19 protein-coding genes are annotated in these 20,831 nt (G+C 38.8%); 9 read left to right on the top strand and 10 right to left on the bottom strand.

The features are described from left to right. Positions 1-13 precede the first annotated feature (13 nt). Together IW22_RS03050 and IW22_RS03045 are read left to right on the top strand one after the other, a co-directional pair. A complete protein-coding gene (locus tag IW22_RS03050) occupies positions 14-541 on the top strand; it encodes a phosphoheptose isomerase (protein ID WP_228383985.1) in 528 nt (175 codons plus the stop codon). A gap of 85 nt (positions 542-626) precedes the next feature. Next, on the top strand, positions 627-2,738 hold the full coding sequence (locus tag IW22_RS03045) for a glycoside hydrolase family 97 protein (protein ID WP_034724064.1): 2,112 nt from the start codon (positions 627-629) through the stop codon (positions 2,736-2,738). A gap of 177 nt (positions 2,739-2,915) precedes the next feature. Here the strand turns inward: IW22_RS03045 and IW22_RS03040 are convergent, their stop codons facing one another. The 5 genes from IW22_RS03040 to IW22_RS03020 all read right to left on the bottom strand — a co-directional run bounded on the left by IW22_RS03040 (position 2,916) and on the right by IW22_RS03020 (position 9,141). Further along, positions 2,916-5,603, bottom strand: coding sequence for a TonB-dependent receptor domain-containing protein (locus IW22_RS03040; protein ID WP_034724061.1), 2,688 nt, complete (start codon positions 5,601-5,603; stop codon positions 2,916-2,918). A gap of 68 nt (positions 5,604-5,671) precedes the next feature. Beyond that, entirely contained in the window at positions 5,672-6,040 is a 369-nt protein-coding gene (locus tag IW22_RS03035; protein ID WP_051890990.1) for a hypothetical protein, read from the bottom strand. A 19-nt stretch (positions 6,041-6,059) separates the two neighbouring features. Then, entirely contained in the window at positions 6,060-6,695 is a 636-nt protein-coding gene (locus IW22_RS03030) for a hypothetical protein (RefSeq protein ID WP_034724059.1), read from the bottom strand. 79 nt (positions 6,696-6,774) lie between these two features. Beyond that, positions 6,775-7,461, bottom strand: coding sequence for a response regulator transcription factor (locus IW22_RS03025; protein ID WP_002982671.1), 687 nt, complete (start codon positions 7,459-7,461; stop codon positions 6,775-6,777). A 132-nt stretch (positions 7,462-7,593) separates the two neighbouring features. Beyond that, positions 7,594-9,141: a sensor histidine kinase gene (locus IW22_RS03020; protein WP_034724057.1), complete on the bottom strand. Its 1,548-nt coding sequence runs from the start codon at positions 9,139-9,141 to the stop codon at positions 7,594-7,596. Between the two features lie 202 nt (positions 9,142-9,343). Between IW22_RS03020 and IW22_RS03015 the strand changes: the two genes are divergently transcribed. Continuing rightward, positions 9,344-9,829, top strand: a complete 486-nt coding sequence (locus tag IW22_RS03015; RefSeq protein WP_034724055.1) for an SRPBCC domain-containing protein — start codon at positions 9,344-9,346, stop codon at positions 9,827-9,829. A 267-nt stretch (positions 9,830-10,096) separates the two neighbouring features. Here the strand turns inward: IW22_RS03015 and IW22_RS03010 are convergent, their stop codons facing one another. The 4 genes from IW22_RS03010 to IW22_RS02995 form a co-directional block, all read right to left on the bottom strand. Further along, positions 10,097-10,438, bottom strand: a complete 342-nt coding sequence (locus IW22_RS03010) for a hypothetical protein (RefSeq protein ID WP_034724054.1) — start codon at positions 10,436-10,438, stop codon at positions 10,097-10,099. A gap of 3 nt (positions 10,439-10,441) precedes the next feature. Continuing rightward, on the bottom strand, positions 10,442-12,487 hold the full coding sequence (locus tag IW22_RS03005) for a S9 family peptidase (RefSeq protein ID WP_034724053.1): 2,046 nt from the start codon (positions 12,485-12,487) through the stop codon (positions 10,442-10,444). A gap of 177 nt (positions 12,488-12,664) precedes the next feature. After that, positions 12,665-13,405, bottom strand: a complete 741-nt coding sequence (locus IW22_RS03000) for a uroporphyrinogen-III synthase (protein ID WP_034724052.1) — start codon at positions 13,403-13,405, stop codon at positions 12,665-12,667. A gap of 12 nt (positions 13,406-13,417) precedes the next feature. Further along, positions 13,418-14,086 carry a DUF4271 domain-containing protein gene (locus IW22_RS02995; protein ID WP_051890985.1) on the bottom strand — a complete coding sequence of 223 codons (669 nt, stop codon included), beginning with the start codon at positions 14,084-14,086 and terminating at the stop codon, positions 13,418-13,420. 76 nt (positions 14,087-14,162) lie between these two features. On the opposite strand from IW22_RS02995, the gene IW22_RS02990 reads away from it, so the two are divergent. The 4 genes from IW22_RS02990 to IW22_RS02975 all read left to right on the top strand — a co-directional run bounded on the left by IW22_RS02990 (position 14,163) and on the right by IW22_RS02975 (position 17,572). Further along, positions 14,163-14,879, top strand: coding sequence for a polyprenol monophosphomannose synthase (locus IW22_RS02990; RefSeq protein ID WP_034724050.1), 717 nt, complete (start codon positions 14,163-14,165; stop codon positions 14,877-14,879). Then, the gene (locus IW22_RS02985; RefSeq protein ID WP_051890982.1) at positions 14,876-15,244 is read left to right on the top strand and encodes a DUF4296 domain-containing protein; all 369 of its coding nucleotides are present in this window, start codon (positions 14,876-14,878) and stop codon (positions 15,242-15,244) included. The genes IW22_RS02990 and IW22_RS02985 overlap by 4 nt, the downstream gene beginning before the upstream one ends. Positions 15,245-15,315: 71 nt before the next feature. Continuing rightward, positions 15,316-16,446 carry a tRNA guanosine(34) transglycosylase Tgt gene (gene tgt, locus IW22_RS02980; protein ID WP_034724681.1) on the top strand — a complete coding sequence of 377 codons (1,131 nt, stop codon included), beginning with the start codon at positions 15,316-15,318 and terminating at the stop codon, positions 16,444-16,446. Between the two features lie 16 nt (positions 16,447-16,462). After that, positions 16,463-17,572, top strand: coding sequence for an LptF/LptG family permease (locus IW22_RS02975; RefSeq protein ID WP_034724680.1), 1,110 nt, complete (start codon positions 16,463-16,465; stop codon positions 17,570-17,572). A gap of 1 nt (position 17,573) precedes the next feature. Here IW22_RS02975 and IW22_RS02970 read toward each other — a convergent pair whose 3' ends face one another. Beyond that, complete coding sequence (locus IW22_RS02970) at positions 17,574-18,290, bottom strand: biotin--[acetyl-CoA-carboxylase] ligase (protein WP_034724046.1); 717 nt, start codon at positions 18,288-18,290, stop codon at positions 17,574-17,576. An 85-nt stretch (positions 18,291-18,375) separates the two neighbouring features. On the opposite strand from IW22_RS02970, the gene rsfS reads away from it, so the two are divergent. Next, positions 18,376-18,738, top strand: coding sequence for a ribosome silencing factor (gene rsfS, locus IW22_RS02965; protein ID WP_034700760.1), 363 nt, complete (start codon positions 18,376-18,378; stop codon positions 18,736-18,738). A gap of 22 nt (positions 18,739-18,760) precedes the next feature. Then, on the top strand, positions 18,761-20,776 hold the full coding sequence (ftsH, locus tag IW22_RS02960) for an ATP-dependent zinc metalloprotease FtsH (protein WP_034724043.1): 2,016 nt from the start codon (positions 18,761-18,763) through the stop codon (positions 20,774-20,776). The last annotated feature ends 55 nt before the right edge of the window (positions 20,777-20,831 follow it).

Raw genomic sequence — 20,831 nt, 5'->3', positions numbered from 1 at the left:
ACAAACTTTATATTTGAAAATAATTTTAGAACAGGAATACATTATGAATGCAGAGAAAACAGAAATATTTGAGAAAGTAACAAAAATGCTGGAAACCCAGGGTTTCACTATTGCGGCAAAAGATGATACAAGACCATGGGGTGGCTTTTTCGTGATCGATGAAAATCAGGCTCAGGATTTTGCCAATCAGTATTTTGACGGAATCGATGTAGAAAGTCTGAAAATAGGCGGAAAACTGAGCCCTAAAATTCTTTTGGTGGCTCCAAATGCCCGTCTAAGCTGGCAATACCACCACCGCAGAGCTGAAATCTGGCAGGTAGTGGAAGGTACAGTTGGGATCAAAACAAGCAATACCGATGAAGAAGGCGAGTTGAAAGAATACCATCCGACAGATCAGATCAAACTTCAGCAGGGTGAAAGACACAGGCTGATAGGACTTGACGGTTGGGGTGTAGTCGCTGAAATCTGGCAGCATACCGATGCTTCCCATCCCTCTGACGAAGACGATATTGTAAGAGTACAGGACGATTTCGGAAGATAATTCTAAAATAAGTATATCAGACTCTGTCCGTCACTTCTCCATCTGAGAGAATGATGGACAGAGTTTTTTTTAACAGTAAAACCGTATGAATAAAAAATTACTATGCTTTTGTGTAAGTGTCCTGTTTGTAGTAATCACTAGCGGGCAGTCTTTTTCATCTCCTGACGGGCAATTGAAACTGAACTTTAAAGTGGAAGGAGAAGGCATTCCCTTCTATTCCCTGCACTACAAAGATAAGCAGGTGTTAAAGGACAGTAAGCTGGGATTTATTTTAAAACCCTTCATGTCTTACTTTTCAGAATTTAAGGTAGAGGCTGTAGAGCAGTCTTCTTTTAATGAAAGCTGGAAACCGGTTTGGGGACCCAACAAGGAAGTCGTGAATCATTACAATGAAATGCTGGTCCATTTAGTTCAGAATAAAACGGGATGGAAACTTGATATCAGGTTCAGGCTTTTCGACGATGGTTTGGGTTTCCGGTATGAATTTCCGGTTCAGCCTGAGCTGAGGCATTTTACCATAAATAATGAATTGACCAGTTTCAATTTAGGGAAAGATTATAAAGCCTTTTGGATTCCCGCAGATTACGATACAAACGAGTTTCCGGTAACGACTTCTAAACTGTCGGAAATTTCCAAATTAATTGATGACGTTCGAAAAGAATCATTAGCCGCAAAAGCTCCAAGTAAGGATCTGGCGGTGCAGACTCCGCTGATGCTGAAATCGCAGGATGGGCTGTATATCAATATTCATGAGGCGGCTTTGGTGAATTTCGCGGCTATGACTTTGAATGTTGATGAGAATAATTTTATTTTATCTTCTGCTTTAACACCCGATAAAAACGGAGATAAAGGCTTTATCCAGACAGGTTCTGTAAGTCCCTGGCGTACGATGATTATCAGCAGTGATGCCAAGAAAATTCTATCTTCCAATCTTATTGTGAATCTTAATGAGCCCAGCAGAATAGAGGATACTTCCTGGATCAAGCCGATGAAATATATTGGAGTCTGGTGGGAATATTTTACAGGAGGCGGTTCTACGTGGGCCTATTCTGACAATCAGGATATCAGGATCGGAGAGACCGATTACAGAACCCTGAAGCCCAATGGCAGACATGGAGCCAATACAAAACACGTTAAGGAATATATTGATTTTGCTGCAGAGAACGGATTCGATGCTGTTCTTGTAGAGGGCTGGAATGAAGGATGGGAAGATAATCAGGCGTACAGGAAAGAACGTATTTACAGTTTTACAAAAGCATATCCGGATTTTAATGTTAAAGAACTTCATGATTATGCCAAAAGCAAAAAGGTGAAAATCATCATGCATCACGAAACAACATCGTCAGTCGTTGATTATGAACGTCAGCTTAAAGAAAGCTTCCAGTTTATGAAAGATAATGGATACGATGCCGTAAAGACAGGCTATGTAGGCCCTATGATCCCCCGAAGTGAACACCACGACAGCCAATGGATGGTGAACCACTATAAATATGTGACAGAAACGGCTGCCCAATATCATATTATGGTCAATTCGCACGAAGCGGTAAGATCAACCGGGCTCCATAGAACTTTTCCCAACTGGATTGCTCAGGAGTCTGCACGGGGAACAGAATTCGAATCATTTAACGGAAACCGTCCCGATCATACAACGATCTTACCTTTTACCCGCCTGATAGGTGGTCCTATGGATTATACGCCGGGTATATTTGAAGGAGATTTGTCTACATATGGAAGCAATAAAGCTCAATTAAGTACTACATTAACCAAGCAGTTGGCATTGTATATCACGATGTACAGTCCGCTTCAAATGGCTGCAGATTTAATTCATAACTATAAAAAATATCCGGATGCCTTCCAGTTTATCAAAGATGTTGCGGTAGATTGGGATGCTTCGTATATTCTTGAGGCGGAACCCGGAGATTATATTACGATAGCGAGAAAAGCCAGAAATAAGAATGAATGGTTTGTAGGGAGTATTACCGACGAAAACCCAAGAGAGGCTACCGTGGATGTATCATTTTTACCAAAAGGAGAAAAATTTGAAGCGGTTATTTACAGGGATGGAAAAAACGCAAGCTGGAATCATAACCCTAAAAGCTATGAAATTTCTAAACAGACCATCAACTCAGGGTCTAAGCTGAAAATAAAAGTGGCTCCGGGTGGAGGATTTGCGATCAGTATAAAACCGTTGAAATAATGAAAACCAGCATCGACTTGATGCTGGTTTTGTTTTATGTAAAATATCCCTGTAAAGCTATATTGAGGGGGAAATAGTAAACCTTATAGGTTTCAAAAACCTATAAGGTTTGTTTGTCGTAAGTTAATCGTCTCCTTTATCAAATCAACTTTGAGTTTAAAAAAAACGACTCAATGATTAGAAAGTCACATCAAGACCCACATAAAAATTAGCCTTCATAATAGGCGCATATACCATTCCGCCATCAAAATAGTTTCCAAAAGGATTTCTGAAATCAACAATGGCATTTTTCTGATAATAAGATGTAAGGTTTTCACCACCTACATAAGCTCTGATCTTTTTATTAAAGTTTCTTGAGATCTGTGCGTTCAGTACCGCGTAAGAATCAGAATATACAGGTAACTGGAATTCAGCAGGATTGGTTGATGTGTCCGGAAGTCTCTGTTTTCCTACCCAGTTCAGGGTCGTATCAAAACTCCAGAATCCTCCCTTATTATTTTTATTCGTTGCATAGGCAAGATTCACAAAACCTCTGTGCTTGGCCATGAATGGAACTTCTCTTCTGCCATCGATATAATCTGCCTGAACATCGTAATATTTATAAGCCAATCTCACATCAAAGTTCTTGAAAGGCGTAAAATCCCACTGCGTCTGGAAAGAGTTCGCAAAAGATTTTCCTTCCAAATTATAGAAAGTCAGCTGCTGTGGAGAACGGTCAAGATCAACAAGCACCTGATCCTGGAAATCTGTTCTGAAAAAATCCGCCACAATGGATGACTTTCTTCCGAAAAGTTTGAATTCCTGCTGTAAGCTGGCTCCATAATTCCATGCAATTTCAGGTCTTAATCCGTAAATATTTCCACCGTTCTGAAGAATCTGAACGCTTCTGTTCGATGCAAAATACTGTTGGTTTTCCGCAAAAACATTAGCCGTTCTGAATCCTCTTCCCGCAGAAAGTCTTAAGATAGTCTGAGGCGTGAAATCATATTTAAAATTAAGTCTTGGCGTAAACTGAGTTCCTGCAAGATTATGAAAATCCGCTCTGGCTCCTGCGACTAAAGTATATTTTAATCCTGTCAACGTATACTCTGCAAAAATTCCGGGAACAATTTCATTTCGCTTCATATCATCCTTCAAATACGTTTCCTCGTAGCCGTCATACAAAAAGCTGGCCCCGGCTTTATACTTATGATTCGTATTTCCGATGATGCTTTCAAAGATTAAATTTGAATAATACGTATGCTGTTTTCCGGCATAATTTCTCAGTCCGAAAAAGCTGTCCTGCTGATGATACACATACTGGTTCATCCAGCCTAAACTCTGGTAAGGCTTTCCTTTAAATACATATCCTGTTTTATTCCAAACCTGAAATCTGGAAATATCAATTCCGACACCGTAGGCACCCTGCTTGTCCTGAGGAAGCTTTTTATCAAAACCGATCTGTCCGGCTGTCCTCTCATCCTTGATGAAATTAATCCCGAAATGAGATCCGAATCCTGATTTTTCAAGATCATTATAATTAAGGAGATAAGCTGCGTTAATCTGCGTTCCTTTCGGTCTGTCCAGGAAAGTATCGTGATTCATATCCGTATCTCCGAAAGTTCCGTTTCCATGCAGTAAAAAGGTCTGAGACCATTTATCGTTGATAGGAGAAACGCTCGTGATATTGGCTTCCGCTCTTCCGTTGAAATCAGCGAAAATATTTAATGAAGTTTCCGGTTCTTTAGCATTTTTCAAAAGTTCAGTATTGATCTGTCCTGTGATGCTTTCATAACCATTCGTCACCGTACTTCCCCCTTTTGTCAGCTGGATACTTTCAATCCATCTTCCGGGAATGAAATTCAGCCCATACGCAGAAGCAAGCCCTCTGATCTCCGGTAAAAGTTCCTTCGTTAAACTGGTGTATTTCTGATCCAGACCCAGCATTTTCAGCTGCTTGGTTCCCGTAATGGCATTACTGAAGGAAACATCTACGGTGGCGTTGGTTTCAAAGCTTTCCGACAGATTACAGCAAGCTGCCTTTAGTAATTCCTTTTTATCAATATTAAAGACAAGACCTGCTTCTTTCTTACTTAATGCAGTCGCTGCTTTTGACCCGGTAATGATAACGCCTTCAATGTTTTTTTCAGACGGTTGATGATCTTCAGTCTGAGCAGCTGCCTGATGTTCTTTGTGATCGTCCTGCTTTGTTCCTTCTTCGAAATGTACATTCGGATTGGCTTCTCCAAGAGGAATATCCCGGTCATACAGACAACATCCCGGAAGATTTTTGTAAACCGCGTCCGTTGTTTTGTATTTTTCATTGTCATGACCTGCATCGGCAATCGCTTTCAGAACCTTATCTGATGAGGTTTTCGAAGGATCAAAATGTAAAGTGACCGTTTGCTTTTCTGCGCTCCATTCTGCGGAATCTGCACCGGCTGTTTTAGCTGCTTTTTCTATTCTGGCTTTACATGAAGCACAGTTTCCTTTTACGTAAAACTCATTTTCGCTTTTAGCATGCTGCTGATGAGCTTCTGCAGGAGAAGGCTGAAGGTCCCTTTCATAATGACAGCATCCCGGAAGACCAGCATAAGCATTGTCCGGTGATTTGAATTTTTCATTATCGTGACCGGCATCGGCTACTTTCTTTAAGATTTCGTCTGTGGAAACTTTACCGTCGGTTTCAAGGGTTAAAGTCTGTAGATCAATAGAGTAAACTGCAGTTTTAGCACCCGCTTTTTTGGCAGCAGTTTCTATTCTGGTTTGGCACATTTCACAGTTTCCTTTGACCTTGAACTGGTTTTTTGAAAGATTTTGAGCGGCTATAAAATGTACAGACAGGATCATTAGACCAAGAATAAACTTGGAAATATATAATTTCATTTTGTTTAAAAATTTTGATTAATTAAAAACGGTCCATTAAAATTTTTAACGGACTCACGATGTGATAATTAACCTATTTTAGGCGGTTGCCAGATCTCTTTTAAACGGTCTGATAAATGAGGCGGTGAATAATGGAACTGAGGATTCTTATTGGCTTTGTAATAAGACAGTTCGAAATGTAGATTTTTAGAAAACGGTGTTTCTATATACGTGTAGCACGCCACGCACGTTGTACAGCAGTCGTCATTGCATGAAGATTTTGTATCGTGATTTTTGTGGTCTTTGCTGTCTTTTGAAGTATGGTTTTTGCAGCAGTCACTCTTTTCGGACTTTTCTTTACAGCAGGTATCCTGCATAGATTGAGAGTAGAAGCTGTCTTTAGGAACTAAAAAAATTCCTAGACATAAAATAATTGCAAGAATGTGAAACAGCTTCATCTCTGCAAAAATACAAAAATTATGACAATGGATCACCAACTTTTAAAGCACAATTGTGCCAAGGCTCTCCGTGTGCCGGGTTCAGTTTGGGTTTTGGCCCTGTTGGAGCTGGTGCTGTTACCGGACCGGGAACGTTTTGTGCACTCTGAGCAGGTTGTTGTGCTGGTGTTGGTACCGGTGCTGGTTTGCTGCTTAATGGCTGACCTACCGGAATATCACATCTGTGACCTGGCTGTCCGTGTGGAGGGTTCATGCCGGGCGCAGTTTTCACCTGTTTTGCATTATTGTCAACTACTGCTTTTCCTGCCGACATCGAATTAGCATCTATTTTAATGGGATTGTTTGGGTTTTGGCCCGGAGCGGTCTGTATGGCCGTTGGGCTTACATTAAGCGGCTGTCCTACCGGAATATCACATCTGTGACCTGGCTGCCCGTGAGGAGGGTTCTTGATTCCCGGCGCTGCTGCAATAGGAGCAGGATTTGGATTGGACTGTACGCCTGCCTGATCCAGCAGGGAAGCTTGAGGAGCTGCGTTAACGGCTACATTGGGCTGCTGTACACCTGCTTCTTCTTTTAAATAAGTTGGCTTTTCGTCTTTATTACATGAAACGGCGAGCAAAGAGATGGCGATAACGCCAAAGAATGTATTTTTCATATCCAATCGGTATGAAACAAAATTAGCAAAACATTTTTAATTGTTTTGCTAATTTTATATTTATAATCTGTATTTAGGACTAATTTTTAACTAAAAGCCTAAATCCTTCCCCGTGAACGTTGATAATTTCCAATCCTTCGTCGTCTTTTAATAACTTACGAAGTTTTGCGATATACACGTCCATACTTCTTGCGGTAAAGTAATTTTCCTTTTTCCAGATCTTTCTCAAAGCCAGGTCTCTTGGCATGAAATCATTTCTGTGGATACAAAGAAGTTTCAACAGTTCATTTTCTTTTGGAGAAAGTTTGTATTCTTTATCACCTACTTTCAGCTGTCTCAGCATAGAGTCGAAGAAAATATTACTGATCTTGAACTGCTCCTGTTCTTCATTTTCTAACGTAGAGCTTCTCTGCAGGATCGCTTTTATCTTGTACAAAAGAAGTTCTGTATCAAACGGCTTTGTGATATAGTCATCCGCGCCCAGTTGGTACCCTTTCAGGATATCCTCTCTCATATTTCTTGCTGTAAGGAATATGATAGGTGTATTTTTATCGATTTTTTTTACGTCTTCCGCTAATGAAAATCCATCTTTTTTAGGCATCATCACGTCAAAAATACAGATGTCAAATTCATTTTCTGTAAATTCTTTCAAACCCTGTTCTCCATCTGTAGCAAGGGTAACCTCAAAGTTATTGATCGTTAAATAATCCTTCAGCACTGCCCCGAAACTCTGATCGTCTTCTACTAATAATATTCTGTTGCTCATGATTTTAATAATTAAAAATTAATGATTAAAAATTAAGAATGAACGTTCTCACTCTATCTTCTATATTTTGTTATTTGGTTCAATATTTTATAATTGATGAATAATTATCATCTATCATTCATCACTCATCATTTATGTTATCGGCAGTTTGATAATAAACGTACTTCCCTTACCTTTATGGGAGTCTACGATGATTTGCCCTTTATGCAGTTCTGCAATTTTCTTTACGTAAGAAAGTCCCAGTCCCTGTCCTTTTACATTGTGAATGTTTCCGGTTTCTTCTCTGAAGAATTTTTCAAAGATTTTTGTCCTGTTCTCCGTTTCCATTCCCATTCCTTTATCCGAAATCTCTATGATGTACCAGTTTCCTTCGTTTCTTGTTTTCACATGAATTTCAGGTGCTTCAGGAGAATATTTATTGGCATTATCCAACAGGTTTACCAGCATATTGGAAATGTGAAATTCATCTATTTTAAAGGTATAGTTAGATGCATTGAATTCCTGGGTCAGCGATCCGTTTCTCTGTTTTACGATAAGATTGAAAGATTCTGTTGTTCTCTTGATCAGTTCACGAACATTGGTTTCCCTTAAGAACAGTTCTACTTCATTTCTTTCAAGCTTAGACATATTCAATACATTTTCCACCTGCTTCTTCATCCTTAAATTTTCCTGCTTGATCAGTTCCGAGTAGTATTTTACCTTCTCAGGATTGGTAGCGATCTTGTCATTGGCCAAAGAATCTGTAGCAACAGAAATCGTTGCCAACGGCGTTTTGAACTCGTGAGACATATTATTGATGAAATCTGTCTTTACTTCTGCCAGTTTCTTCTGTCTCATCATATAATTAATGGAAATAATATAAATTCCAAGGATAGTCAGTAAGGAAAGGAAAGTTCCGAGAAGCATCGGCCAGTTGTTCATGGCCAGCGAGTATTCTTTTTTAGGAAACACCAAAGCCAGACTGTATAAAGTCCGGTTTTTTATATCCGTGAAAAGAGGGTAGGTGTAAGTATTATTTTCCTTTTTCTCTTTGTATGCTTTATTGGCAACACTGGTGAGCTTATTATTCTGGTCGACGACTCCGTACCCGAACTTGGCTGTGATTCCTTTTATTCTCAGCTCTTTTGCGATGACCGAATCAAGAATTTTCGGATCCACTCTTTTACCGATCGGAAGGTTGGTTCCTACTACTTTTACGAATTCCTTCACGGCATAATCTCCGTTTTCAATATCGGTATTAAGTTCTGAAGTAAGAAGTTCCCGGTTGGTGGTGTCCTTTTTTACCTTGTAGGCAGCGTTGTCCGTATATAAAGTAGTCAGCTTCAGAGTATCTCCCTTTTGAGAGATCGGAAGCTGTGTCTTTGATATAATATTTTTGGAATAGATGATCTGGCGTTGTGTACCGGAATCTTCTACCTGTTGGATGGTCGTTAAAGATGGCTGATCTTTGCTGGCAGTGATATTGTTTCTTAAATTACTATAGCCTTGATTCAGGTATTTATCAGCTTCAATTTCCTCAATATTTTTTGAAGTATTTTCTAAAACGGAGTATACTTTATTAGAGAATTCCTGTTCCAAAGCACCGTAATAACCTTTCAGCCAATAAAATTGGAGCGTAACAAAAACAATCAGTGAGATCGTCATAAACACCGAAATTATTGGGATGAATTTATTATTCATTATTTAATTATATATGTATTGAGAAAAATGAATGTTAAAATTAATTATTTTAAGACTTGATAAACAAAAAACGAGCCAAAAAATTGTTTAATTTCTCTTAAAAGTGAGTTTTTTAACAATTATTTATGAATTTTAAATTACTTGTCCTATGGAAAGTCCTTCAAACTGAGAAATTAGGTAGCTTTGTTAAAAATAATTACTTATGGAATCTAATATCGTTTTTAACAAAGATTTTGACTCGAACAGTGTTTATGTCATGACGGTTTATGATGCAGATGTTTCAAAAGTGTGGGATTATTTTACCCAATCTGAATTACTGGACCAATGGTGGGGTCCAAAACCGTGGAAATGTGAAACGGTCAACCAGGATTTTAAAGAAGGCGGAATCTGGCATTACGCAATGGTAGGTCCGGATGGGGAGAAAATGTATGCGCAGGTTCAATACGGCGAAATCATGGAACACCGAAGCTTTGACGGGCTGGATTCTTTCTGTGATGAAAAAGGAAACATCAATGAGAATTTTGGACAGGCCAAATGGCTGTTTGGATTTACAGGAATAGAAGAAGGAGTGAAAGTAACTGTCAATATTCATTTTCCGTCTCAGGAAACGATGAAACAGCTATTGGAAATGGGTTTTGAGGAAGGTTTTAAAACAGGATTGACACAGCTAAGAGATGTGATGATTTGATAATGTGTTGATGTGTTGATGAGATGATAGGGGTAATTAGAAAATTTGACAAAGCCGGAGATGGGGCCCATTTTTATGTTTTGGCTGAAGCCGTTGACTTTTTGTCATAGAAAAGACGGGCTGAAGCCCGTCCCTATTTAATTTTATATGTATATGTGCATTTGAAGTTTAAAATGATTTGAGGGTTTATAGAACCCTAAGATTTGTACTCTTGTACATCATCCTAATCGCCAAATCATCGTATCCTCAAATCAGCACATCGTCTCATCAAATCAATTCTTCCTCCTGAAAATACTGTATAATCGCTTTTTTCATCAGAAGAGACTGTTCGTTGGGTCTTAATTCCGGAAGTTCTTCCAGTTTGTCATATTGTGGCCATCCGTCTTCATAGTGTGTAAATTTGTAGTACCCGAAAGGTTCCAGCAGTCTGCATACCGCGATGTGGATTAAATTTACTTTGTCTTCTTTTGTATATTTTTGTTGGCCGCTTCCAAGTTCCTGTAGTCCGATCAGAAACAAAAGGGTTTCAATCGGTGGATTCTTTTCAGTATCGAAAGTATCTACAAAGAACTGTTCTATTTTTTTCCAATAATCTCCTTCGTTAACCATAATTTATAAATTATCATTTATTTTCAACAGAAACGCATATTCCAGCGCGTCTTCTTTCAATGATTCAAACCTTCCGCTGGCTCCGCCGTGGCCTGAGCTCATATCTGTTTTGAATAATAAAAGATTGTCATCTGTTTTCAACTCCCTCATTTTTGCCGTCCATTTTGCCGGCTCCCAGTATTGAACCTGAGAATCGTGAAGACCTGTTGTGATCAGCATATGAGGATAGTCTTTCGCTTCTACATTGTCGTAAGGCGAATAGTCTTTCATATACTCATAATATTCCTTGTCATTCGGGTTTCCCCATTCGTCGTATTCTCCGGTTGTCAATGGAATGGTTTCATCCAGCATCGTTGTCACCACATCTACGAAAGGAACCTGTGCTACGATTCCGTTAAAAAGCTTAGGTTCATAATTAACCACAGCTCCTACCAGAAGTCCGCCGGCGCTTCCGCCCATCGCATACATATGGTTGGATGATGTGTAGTTTTCCTTAATCAAATGCTTTCCTGCATCGATGAAATCGAAGAATGTATTTTTCTTGAAGAGCATTTTTCCATCTTCGTACCATTCTCTTCCCAGGTATTCTCCGCCTCGGATGTGAGCGATGGCATAAATAAATCCTCTGTCCAAAATAGAAAGTCTCACATTGGAGAAACTTGCGTCCACTGTATGTCCGTAGCTTCCATAACCATATAACAGTAATGGTGTTTCTGCAGATTTTTGAGTGTCTTTATGATAAACCAATGAGATCGGGATTCTGGTTTCTCCATCTCTTGATTCTGCCCAGATTCTTTCCGATACATAATTTTCAGCATGGAATTTTCCACCCAGTACTTCCTGTTGTTTCAGAAGCTGAGTTGTTTTCTCTTTCATGTTGTACTCATAGGTTGAGCTCGGCTGCGTCAGTGATGTATAGCCATAACGGAGAACCTCGGTATCAAATTCCATATTGATTCCGATATAAGTAGTATACGTTGGGTCAGAAAAAGGCAGATAGTAGGATTCCTGAGTTTTCTCATCAATAATCTTGATTTGAAGAAGTCCTTCTTCTCTCTCTTCCAGAACCAGATAGTCTCTGAATATTTCAAAACCTTCCAGCAGAACTTCAGCACGGTGTGGAATTACGTCTGTCCAGTTTTCCATTCCGCAGTTATCAATCTTGGTTTTTACAATCTTGAAATTGGTGGCATCATCTGCATTGGTGATGATGTAGAATTCATCTTCATAATGTTCTACAGAATATTCCAGATCATCTATTCTTGGCTGAATAATTTTCCATTCCGCGAAAACATTGTTGGAAGGGATAAATCTGTGTTCATCAGAAATCGTACTTGAGCTTGCAATGAAAATATACTCCATTGATTTTGTCTTGAAAACATTCACGTCAAAAGTATCATCCTCTTCGTGGAAGATCAGAATATCTTCTGAAGCATCTGTTCCCAGCTTATGTCTGTACACCTGGAATGCACGGAGACTTTCATCTTTTCTGATGTAGAAAACGTGTTCATTATCATTCGCCCAGACCGCTTTTCCCGTCGTGTTAAGAATCTGATCTGCGAAAACTTCTCCTGTTACTAGATTTTTGAAATTGATCGTATAGATTCTTCTGCTGACATTGTCTGATGAAAAAGAAACCAGTTCATTGTTTGGAGAAACGGCAACGCTTCCTACTTCAAAGTAAGTTTCACCTTTCGCCAATACATTGACGTCAACTATTATTTCTTCTTCGTTATCAAGACTTTTGTGTTTTCTGCAGAAGATAGGATATTCTTTTCCTTCTTCGTAGCGTACAATGTACCAGTATCCGTTAAAGAAATAGGGGAGAGACTCATCGTCTTTTTTGTAGCGGGCTTTCATCTCTTCGAAAAGTTCTTCCTGAAATGCTTCAGTGTCTTTCATCATCACCTCTTCGTAAGCATTTTCCTCTTCAAGGTATTGGATGACTTCGGGATTTTCCCTTTCGTTAAGCCAGAAGTAATTATCAGTTCTTCTGTCGCCGTGTATTTCTAGTATTTTTTCTATTTTTTTTGCCTGTGGAGCTTTCATCCGAATATTTTAAGTTTTTAATGGGCCGGATGGAACGTACTTATCTGTTTTCTCTTTTTCAGAGAACCGATTTATAGTAACGTTTCATTCAATATTAATTCTTGTTCAAATTTAGGTAAAAAAAAGCCATCTTTCCTGTATTGAAAAGACGGCCGTTTTTATCTTATGTATTAAAGACTATTTGTGAAGTGCTTTAATATACTTTTCAAGTGCCATAGTCATAGACGGAGTTTCCTTTGTAGGAGCCATCAGATCTACTTTTAGACCTGCTTCTTCCGCAGCTGCTAAAGTAGTGTTTCCGAAAACACCGATCTTGGTTTCCTCCTGTTTGAAGTCCGGGAAATTCTGTTGAAGAGATTTGATTCCCTGTGGGCTGAAGAAGATCAGCATGTCATAATCCTTAGCATTGATGTCTGTAAGATCGCTGCATACAGTTCTGTACATGATGGCTCTGGTCCAGTCAACATTAGCTGTTTCCATCGTTTTCACGATATCAGGGCTCAGCACATCTGAAGACGGCAGAAGGTATTTTTCTGTAGGGAATTTCTTGAACAGAGGCAGAAGATCTGAGAAGTTTTTCTCCCCAAAGCTGATCTTTCTCTTTCTATAAACAATATGTTTCTGAAGATAGTTGGCAATCGCCTCAGACTGGCAGATGTATCTCATCGTATCCGGAACCGCGAAACGCAGCTCTTCGGCAAGTCTGAAGTAATGATCTATTGCATTTTTGCTGGTGAAAATAATCCCAGTAAACTGCGTTAGATCTATCTTCTGAGTTCTGAGTTCTTTGTTGTCAACTCCTTCGACGTGGATGAAAGGGCGGAAATCAATCTTTATTTTTTCCTTCTTTGCTATATCCAGATATGGAGAAGACTCACTAGGCGCTGGTTGAGAAACCAATATAGACTTTATTCTCATCATTGACTTTTATTAAAAAAATAACAACTTCCATAGCAACAATAAAGGTGCGATTTGGAGGGTGCAAATATACAAAAATTTATAATACCATTTTTCGGGAAGTATGTTGTTTTTGTGAAACAAATAGAAGAAAATCTTGAAAACCGCGACAAATGCGAAGAATCCGAAATAGTATAAAAATATTTTATTTCTGTCTACGGGGAAATAATAGTGGGTTACACAAAGAATTATTAACAAAAATGACAGAATGAAGTAAAATTTGGTGGAGGTAAAATAAAAAACAGTCCATTTTTTGCCATCACCTATACTTTGATAAAACAAAAAGCCTAATGCAGATTTTGAGGCATAAAAAAATATGACTGCCATTAATGTATATCCGAATTTATTGAGCTGATATCCCATAAGCTGAAGATCGGCGATGTATTTCGGAACGATAGGGATATATTGAGAAAGCAAAACAGAAAGGGTCAGAGCCGTTACACAGGACGTGATAATCCAGCTCGGAAGGTTGTTGCTGGCATCAAAATACTTCTGAAGCAGAAAGTCTTTCAGGCTTGCATCTCTCTCTATGATATTCATCATGAAAACATACAGGAATATGCATCCTATCAGGATAAAGATTACCCAGTCATTGTTCTCAGGTATTCTTACGTGGTTGATAAAGTTTTGTGATAACGGCAAAGGAATATTTTTTGCAAAATTATAGATTATTTTGTATAAAATAAAAAGGTTAAATAAACTATCTTTGCAAACTGAAATGAAAAAACTCGTCATCATCCCTACCTATAACGAAAAGGAAAATATAGAAAATATTATTTCCGCGGTTTTTGCATTGGAAGATGACTTTCATATTCTGGTGGTGGATGACTCTTCCCCGGATGGAACAGCAGAAATAGTAAGAGGCCTTCAGAAAAGATTCCCCCATCATCTTCATATGTCTGTGAGGCATACAAAAGACGGTTTGGGAAAGGCATATATCCATGGATTTACATGGGCCATAGAAAATAAGTATGACTATATTTTTGAAATGGATGCCGATTTTTCACACAACCCAAGTGATTTGCCGAAACTTTTTGAAGCCTGTCTGAATGCAGATATGGCGATAGGTTCCCGTTATTCAAAAGGAGTGAATGTCGTGAACTGGCCTATGGGCCGTGTGCTGCTTTCCTATTTTGCCTCCAAATATGTAAGATTTATTTTAGGACTTCCTATTCATGATACCACAGCAGGATTTGTCTGTTTCTCAAGAAAAGTTCTTGAAGAGATTGGATTAAATAATGTAAAACTTAAAGGATATGGCTTTCAAATAGAAATGAAATTCCGTGCTTTTAAAAAAGGTTTTAAAATTGTAGAAGTTCCTATTATATTTACGAACAGAATTTTAGGAGAAAGTAAAATGAACGGTGGCATCATTCATGAAGCTGTATTCGGAGTTTTAAATTTAAAGTGGAAATCAATAATCAACAGATTATGAGAAAGCTGGTCTTCATTTTCGTTATGCTGTGCATGTTCTCATGCGGCGATTATATCGACAAACCCAAAAATCTGATCGAGCCGGATGCTATGGCTGAGATCCTCGCTGACCTTGCGCTTACAGATCAGGCCATCATGACCTATCAGAATAAAAACCTTGAAGCGGGAACAAGATTTGTGCTTAAATCCCATAAAGTAAAATCTGAAGATTTTGTAGAAAGCTTTAAATATTATGTCATCAAAGACAAAATGAAAAATATTGCGGAAGACGCGCAGAAAATAGTACTAAAAAAAGATCCTAAAGCGGAAAAATATATTCAGGATAAAATGAAAGGTACTTTACCTCCACCTGTTTTAAACAAATAAATATGATGCGGAAACGCGTTCTGTTTTTAAAAGCAGAACCGTTATTAGCGGCGAATAAAAAGAATAGACGAATGAAATTTTTTAATATAGAAAAAACCTCTGAAGGAAAAGCAAGAGCGGGGGAGATCACCACAGACCATGGGAAGATCCAGACACCCATCTTTATGCCTGTAGGAACTGTAGCAAGTGTAAAAACGGTTCATCAGAGAGAATTAAAAGAAGACATTAAAGCCCAGATCATCCTGGGAAATACCTACCACCTGTACCTTCGTCCTGCAATGGACACTATGGAACAGGCAGGGGGACTGCATAAATTCATGAACTGGGATCTTCCTATCCTTACCGATTCAGGAGGTTTTCAGGTGTTTTCACTTTCCAAAAGCAGAAAAATGTCTGAAGAAGGAGTGAAATTCAAATCTCATATCGACGGAAGTTATCACATGTTTACGCCTGAAAAGTCTATGGAAATCCAGAGACAGATCGGCGCGGATATTTTCATGGCTTTTGACGAATGTGTTGCTTATCCCAGTGGATACAACGAGGTAAAAGCTTCTATGGAAATGACCCACCGATGGCTAAAAAGATGCATCGATTGGAATGAAGCAAATCCTGAATTATACGGTCACAAACAAAGATTTTTCCCCATTGTTCAAGGTTCTACCTATTCGGATTTAAGAAAGATTTCAGCGGAAGTAATTTCTGAAGCAGGTGCTGAAGGAAACGCAATCGGCGGACTTTCCGTTGGTGAGCCTGAAGAAGAGCTGTACAGAATTACCGACGAGGTTACCGATATTCTTCCACAAGAGAAGCCAAGATACCTTATGGGTGTAGGAACTCCTTGGAATATCCTGGAATCCATTGGTCTCGGAATTGATATGATGGACTGTGTAATGCCTACCAGAAATGCCAGAAATGCAATGCTTTTCACATGGCAGGGGGTGATGAACATGAAAAATGAAAAATGGAAGCAGGACTTTTCACCTTTGGACGAATTTGGAACCAGCTACGTAGACAGAGAATATTCGAAAGCGTATTTACGTCATTTATTTGTATCAAAAGAATATCTTGCAAAGCAGATCGCATCAGTACATAATCTTGCTTTTTACTTAGATCTTGTAAAAGTAGCGAGAGAACATATTTTAGCAGGTGATTTCTATGAATGGAAAAAATCTGTAGTGCCGGTTCTTAAACAGAGACTTTAAAAACAGAACGATCATGATCAAAATTATAGACGGGTATATCATCAAAAAATATCTTGGAACATTCAGTTTCATGCTGATATTGTTGTCTATAGTAGTACTGGTCATTGATGTACAGCAGAAAATTCCAAGGATTGAAAATGCAAAAGCACTCGATCCTAAACTGAATCTGATGTATTTCCTGATCCATTTTTATCCGTTCTGGATCATTAATCTTGTGGTGACGTTCCTGGCTATCCTGGTATTTATTTCCGTGATTTATTTCACATCCAGAATGGCGAATAATACCGAAATTGTTGCCGTAATCAGTAGTGGAGCCAGTTTTCACAGGTTTGCAAAGCCTTACCTTTATACCTCTGTTTTAATTGCCATGATATCCCTTGTGGTGAATCATATGGTGCTTCCATGGGCCAATATCAAGAAAAATGAACTGGAGGCGTACACGTATAATGCAGCCAATAAAGAAAAAATTCTGGGTACAGGTCCTGCATCTTCCCAATTCAGTAAAACGGAATATATTTTCGTCAATTCCTGGAACAAAAGAGAAACCAGAGGCTCAGGCTTCGTTTATCAGAAGTTTGATAAAGCCAGAAAAATGGTCTACGAGCTGAAAGCATCTGAAGTATATTGGGATAAAGCTAAAAAACAGTTTATCCTCACCAATTATCTCGAGAAAACCATCAACAAAAATAATACAGAAAAACTCGGCAACGGTATCGAAATGAGGAAAAGTTACGGGCATTCTCCTGAAGAACTTTTTCCGAACGAACTGCTTGGCCAGAATAAAACCACTCCCGAACTTGTCAAATTCATTGAAAGGGAAAAAAACAGAGGAAACAGTAACCTGAACTCCTACCTTAATGAGCTCCATCAGAGAACTGCAATGCCCGTGGCCATTATTATTCTGACCTTCCTGGCCCTGTCTCTGGCTTCCCAGAAGAAAAGAGGTGGTCTTGGAGTCAATCTGGCCATAGGAATTTCCCTGGCGTTTGTTTTTGTTTTCTCTTTTGAAGCTTTAAAAGTTGTTTCGGAGAACAAAAGTTTATCACCGGCGGTAGCTATGTGGCTTCCGAATATGGTATTCTTCCCGCTTACTTTATATCTGTACCTGAAAAGAGCCAATCAGTAAATCAGTAGAGGAGTTTGATCTCCTTATGATAAAAAGGTTTTAAACCATCCTTTTCGAGTTCTATCCACAATTCTCCCTTTTCGTCAGCATGACGGATGATGCCATTTTGTCTCTCTTGTCCGATTTCGAAGACAGAGATCTCATCTTTGCGATATAAATTCAGGTTAAACTGATCGATAATTTCCTGTTCAGACGGAATATTTTTCAGTTTTTCTGACAGATACTGATGAAGTTGAAAGACAAAATCTTCAAGATCAAAAACCTGCCCGGTGAGTGTCAGAAGTGATCCTGCATGCGATATTTCATCAAACTGATCCTGCAGAACATTGAAACCGGCACCGATGATGAAGTAATTATTTTGGTTTATTTTTTTCTTTTCAATTAAAATCCCGACGATTTTTTTATTTTTAAGGATCATATCATTCGGCCATTTTATTTTCACCACATTGTCAGTCAAATTGGCAAGGAAATCCCGGATTACAACTGCGGTATAGTAATTGAATATAAAATCTGAGAGCAAGAAGCTTTGAGCCTTAACAGCCAGCGTATACGCCACATTTTTTCCGGCCGCCGCCGCCCATGTATTTCCGTATTGTCCGCGGCCTTTAGTTTGATTGAATGTAGAGAGTCCAATAAAATCTGAATTTTCGTAAAGTAAAAACTTTGAAACTTCGTCATTAGTAGAAGAGCACTCTTTTAAATAAAATAATTGATCCATTTAAGAAAACTTTAAGACTTTAAAGGGCTAAAAGTAAGGCTAAAGTAAAAGAAAAACAATAAATTTGCAGATTATAGATATTTTAATGAATAAAACAGCAGAAAAGCAGGCACTAATAGATAAAATTGTTGAAGCCATCCAGGATGTAAAGGGTGAAGATATTATGATTTTCGATCTTTCGAAAATTGAAAATTCTGTAGCGGAAACTTTTATAATTTGTAGCGGAAACTCAAATACACAGGTTTCTGCATTGGCAGGGAGTGTGGAGAAAAAAGTAAGAAACGATCTTAAAGATAGACCTTGGCATGTAGAAGGTACCGAAAACTCCATGTGGGTTTTGGTAGATTACGTAACAGTGGTAGTGCATATTTTCCAGAAAGAAGTTCGTGAATATTACGATATTGAAGAACTTTGGGGCGATGCAGCCATTACCAAAATAGAAAATTAATTTTAAATTTTAAAAAGTATAAATGAACAATAAAGGATTCAACTGGTTTTTTCCAATTGCAATCGTGGCTCTTTTGTTATTTTTCGGTTCCAATTTTTTAGGAGGCGACAGTGCAAAATCTATTGATGAGGATGCTTTCTTCAGGGAAATGCAGGCAGGAAAGGTCCAAAACGTTATCATATACAAAGACACAGAGAAAGCTGATGTTTTCCTGACAAAAGCAGCAAAGACAGCAATGGTTAGTAAAACAGCCAACCAAAGCAATCCTCTTTCTGCGTTCGAAATGGCTCCAAAAGCAGATTTTTCTGTGAAATACGGAGACCTTCAGCTTTTCCTTCAAAAATTTGATCAGATAAAAGCTACAGACGCTACTATCAAAACGACCAAAGATTACGGAGCAGGCAAAAACCCGTTCATGGACATCCTGGTTTCAGCATTGATATGGATCGCGATCTTAGGACTTTTCTACTTCCTTCTTTTCAGAAAGATGGGCGGTGGCGGAGGCCCTGGCGGACAGATCTTCTCTATCGGGAAATCTAAAGCGAAGCTTTTTGACGAAAAAGAAAGAATTCAGGTGACATTTAAAGATGTTGCAGGTCTTGAAGGCGCTAAAGAAGAAGTACAGGAAGTGGTAGACTTCTTGAAAAACTCTGAAAAATATACAAAATTGGGTGGTAAGATTCCTAAAGGTGTCCTTCTTGTAGGCCCTCCGGGAACCGGTAAAACCTTATTGGCAAAAGCTGTTGCAGGGGAAGCCAAGGTACCATTCTTCTCACTTTCAGGTTCAGACTTCGTGGAAATGTTCGTTGGAGTTGGTGCTTCAAGAGTTAGAGACCTTTTTGCTCAGGCAAAAGCTAAATCTCCGGCTATCATCTTTATTGATGAAATTGACGCTATCGGACGTGCCAGAGGAAAGAATAACTTCTCCGGTGGAAACGACGAAAGAGAAAATACATTGAACCAGCTTCTTACAGAAATGGATGGTTTTGGAACAGACGTTAACGTTATTGTTATGGCTGCTACCAACAGAGCTGATATCCTGGATAAAGCATTAATGAGAGCAGGTCGTTTTGACCGTTCCATCTATGTAGACCTTCCGGAATTACATGAAAGAAGAGAAATTTTTGATGTTCACTTGCTGAAAATCAAATTAGATGATACTGTTGACAGAGATTTCTTAGCGAAACAAACCCCTGGATTCAGTGGAGCGGATATTGCTAATGTTTGTAACGAAGCAGCGTTGATCGCGGCTAGAAACAGTCATACCTCTGTTACTAAGCAGGATTTCCTTGATGCTGTAGACAGAATCATCGGAGGTCTTGAGAAGAAAAATATGGCCATCAAACCTTCTGAAAAAAGAAGAGTTGCTTATCATGAAGCAGGTCACGCGACAATTTCATGGTTGGTAGAACACGCAGCACCACTTTTAAAAGTAACGATCGTTCCGAGAGGACGTTCTTTAGGAGCAGCATGGTACCTTCCGGAAGAAAGACAGCTGACCACTACTGAACAAATGTTAGACGAATTGTGTGCAACGTTAGGAGGTAGAGCAGCAGAGCAGGTTATCTTTAACAATATTTCAACCGGAGCATTATCTGATCTTGAATCAGTAACGAAAAGAGCGCAGGCTATGGTTACTGTTTACGGTTTAAGTCCTACGATTGGTAATATTTCTTATTATGACAGCTCAGGCCAGTCTGAATATAATTTCGGAAAGCCATACTCAGAGGAAACTGCTAATAAGATTGATGTTGAGATTAAATCAATTATCGAAAATCAATACGAGAGAGCAGTTCAGATTCTTACTGAGAACAAAGATAAATTGGATGCTTTGGCGAATAAGCTTCTGGAAAAAGAAGTGATATTCCGTGAAGATCTTGAAGATATATTCGGTAAAAGAGCATGGGATCCTGAGTTAACAGAAAGACCTGTTACAAGCACGATTGCTACGGCGAAAGAACCGGATGAGCAGATCATCATTAAAGACAAGGAAGAAGAAAGTGAAATTCAGGCTCCGGAAAGCCCGACTCAACTTTAAAATACTTCCAAAACATATTAAAAAAAACCTGACAGTCTTAGAATTGTCAGGTTTT

The organism is Chryseobacterium sp. JM1 (genome assembly GCF_000737715.1).
Taxonomy (GTDB): domain Bacteria; phylum Bacteroidota; class Bacteroidia; order Flavobacteriales; family Weeksellaceae; genus Chryseobacterium.
Note: the sequence above shows the minus strand (reverse complement) of the source record. Positions and strands in the feature narration are given on the sequence as shown.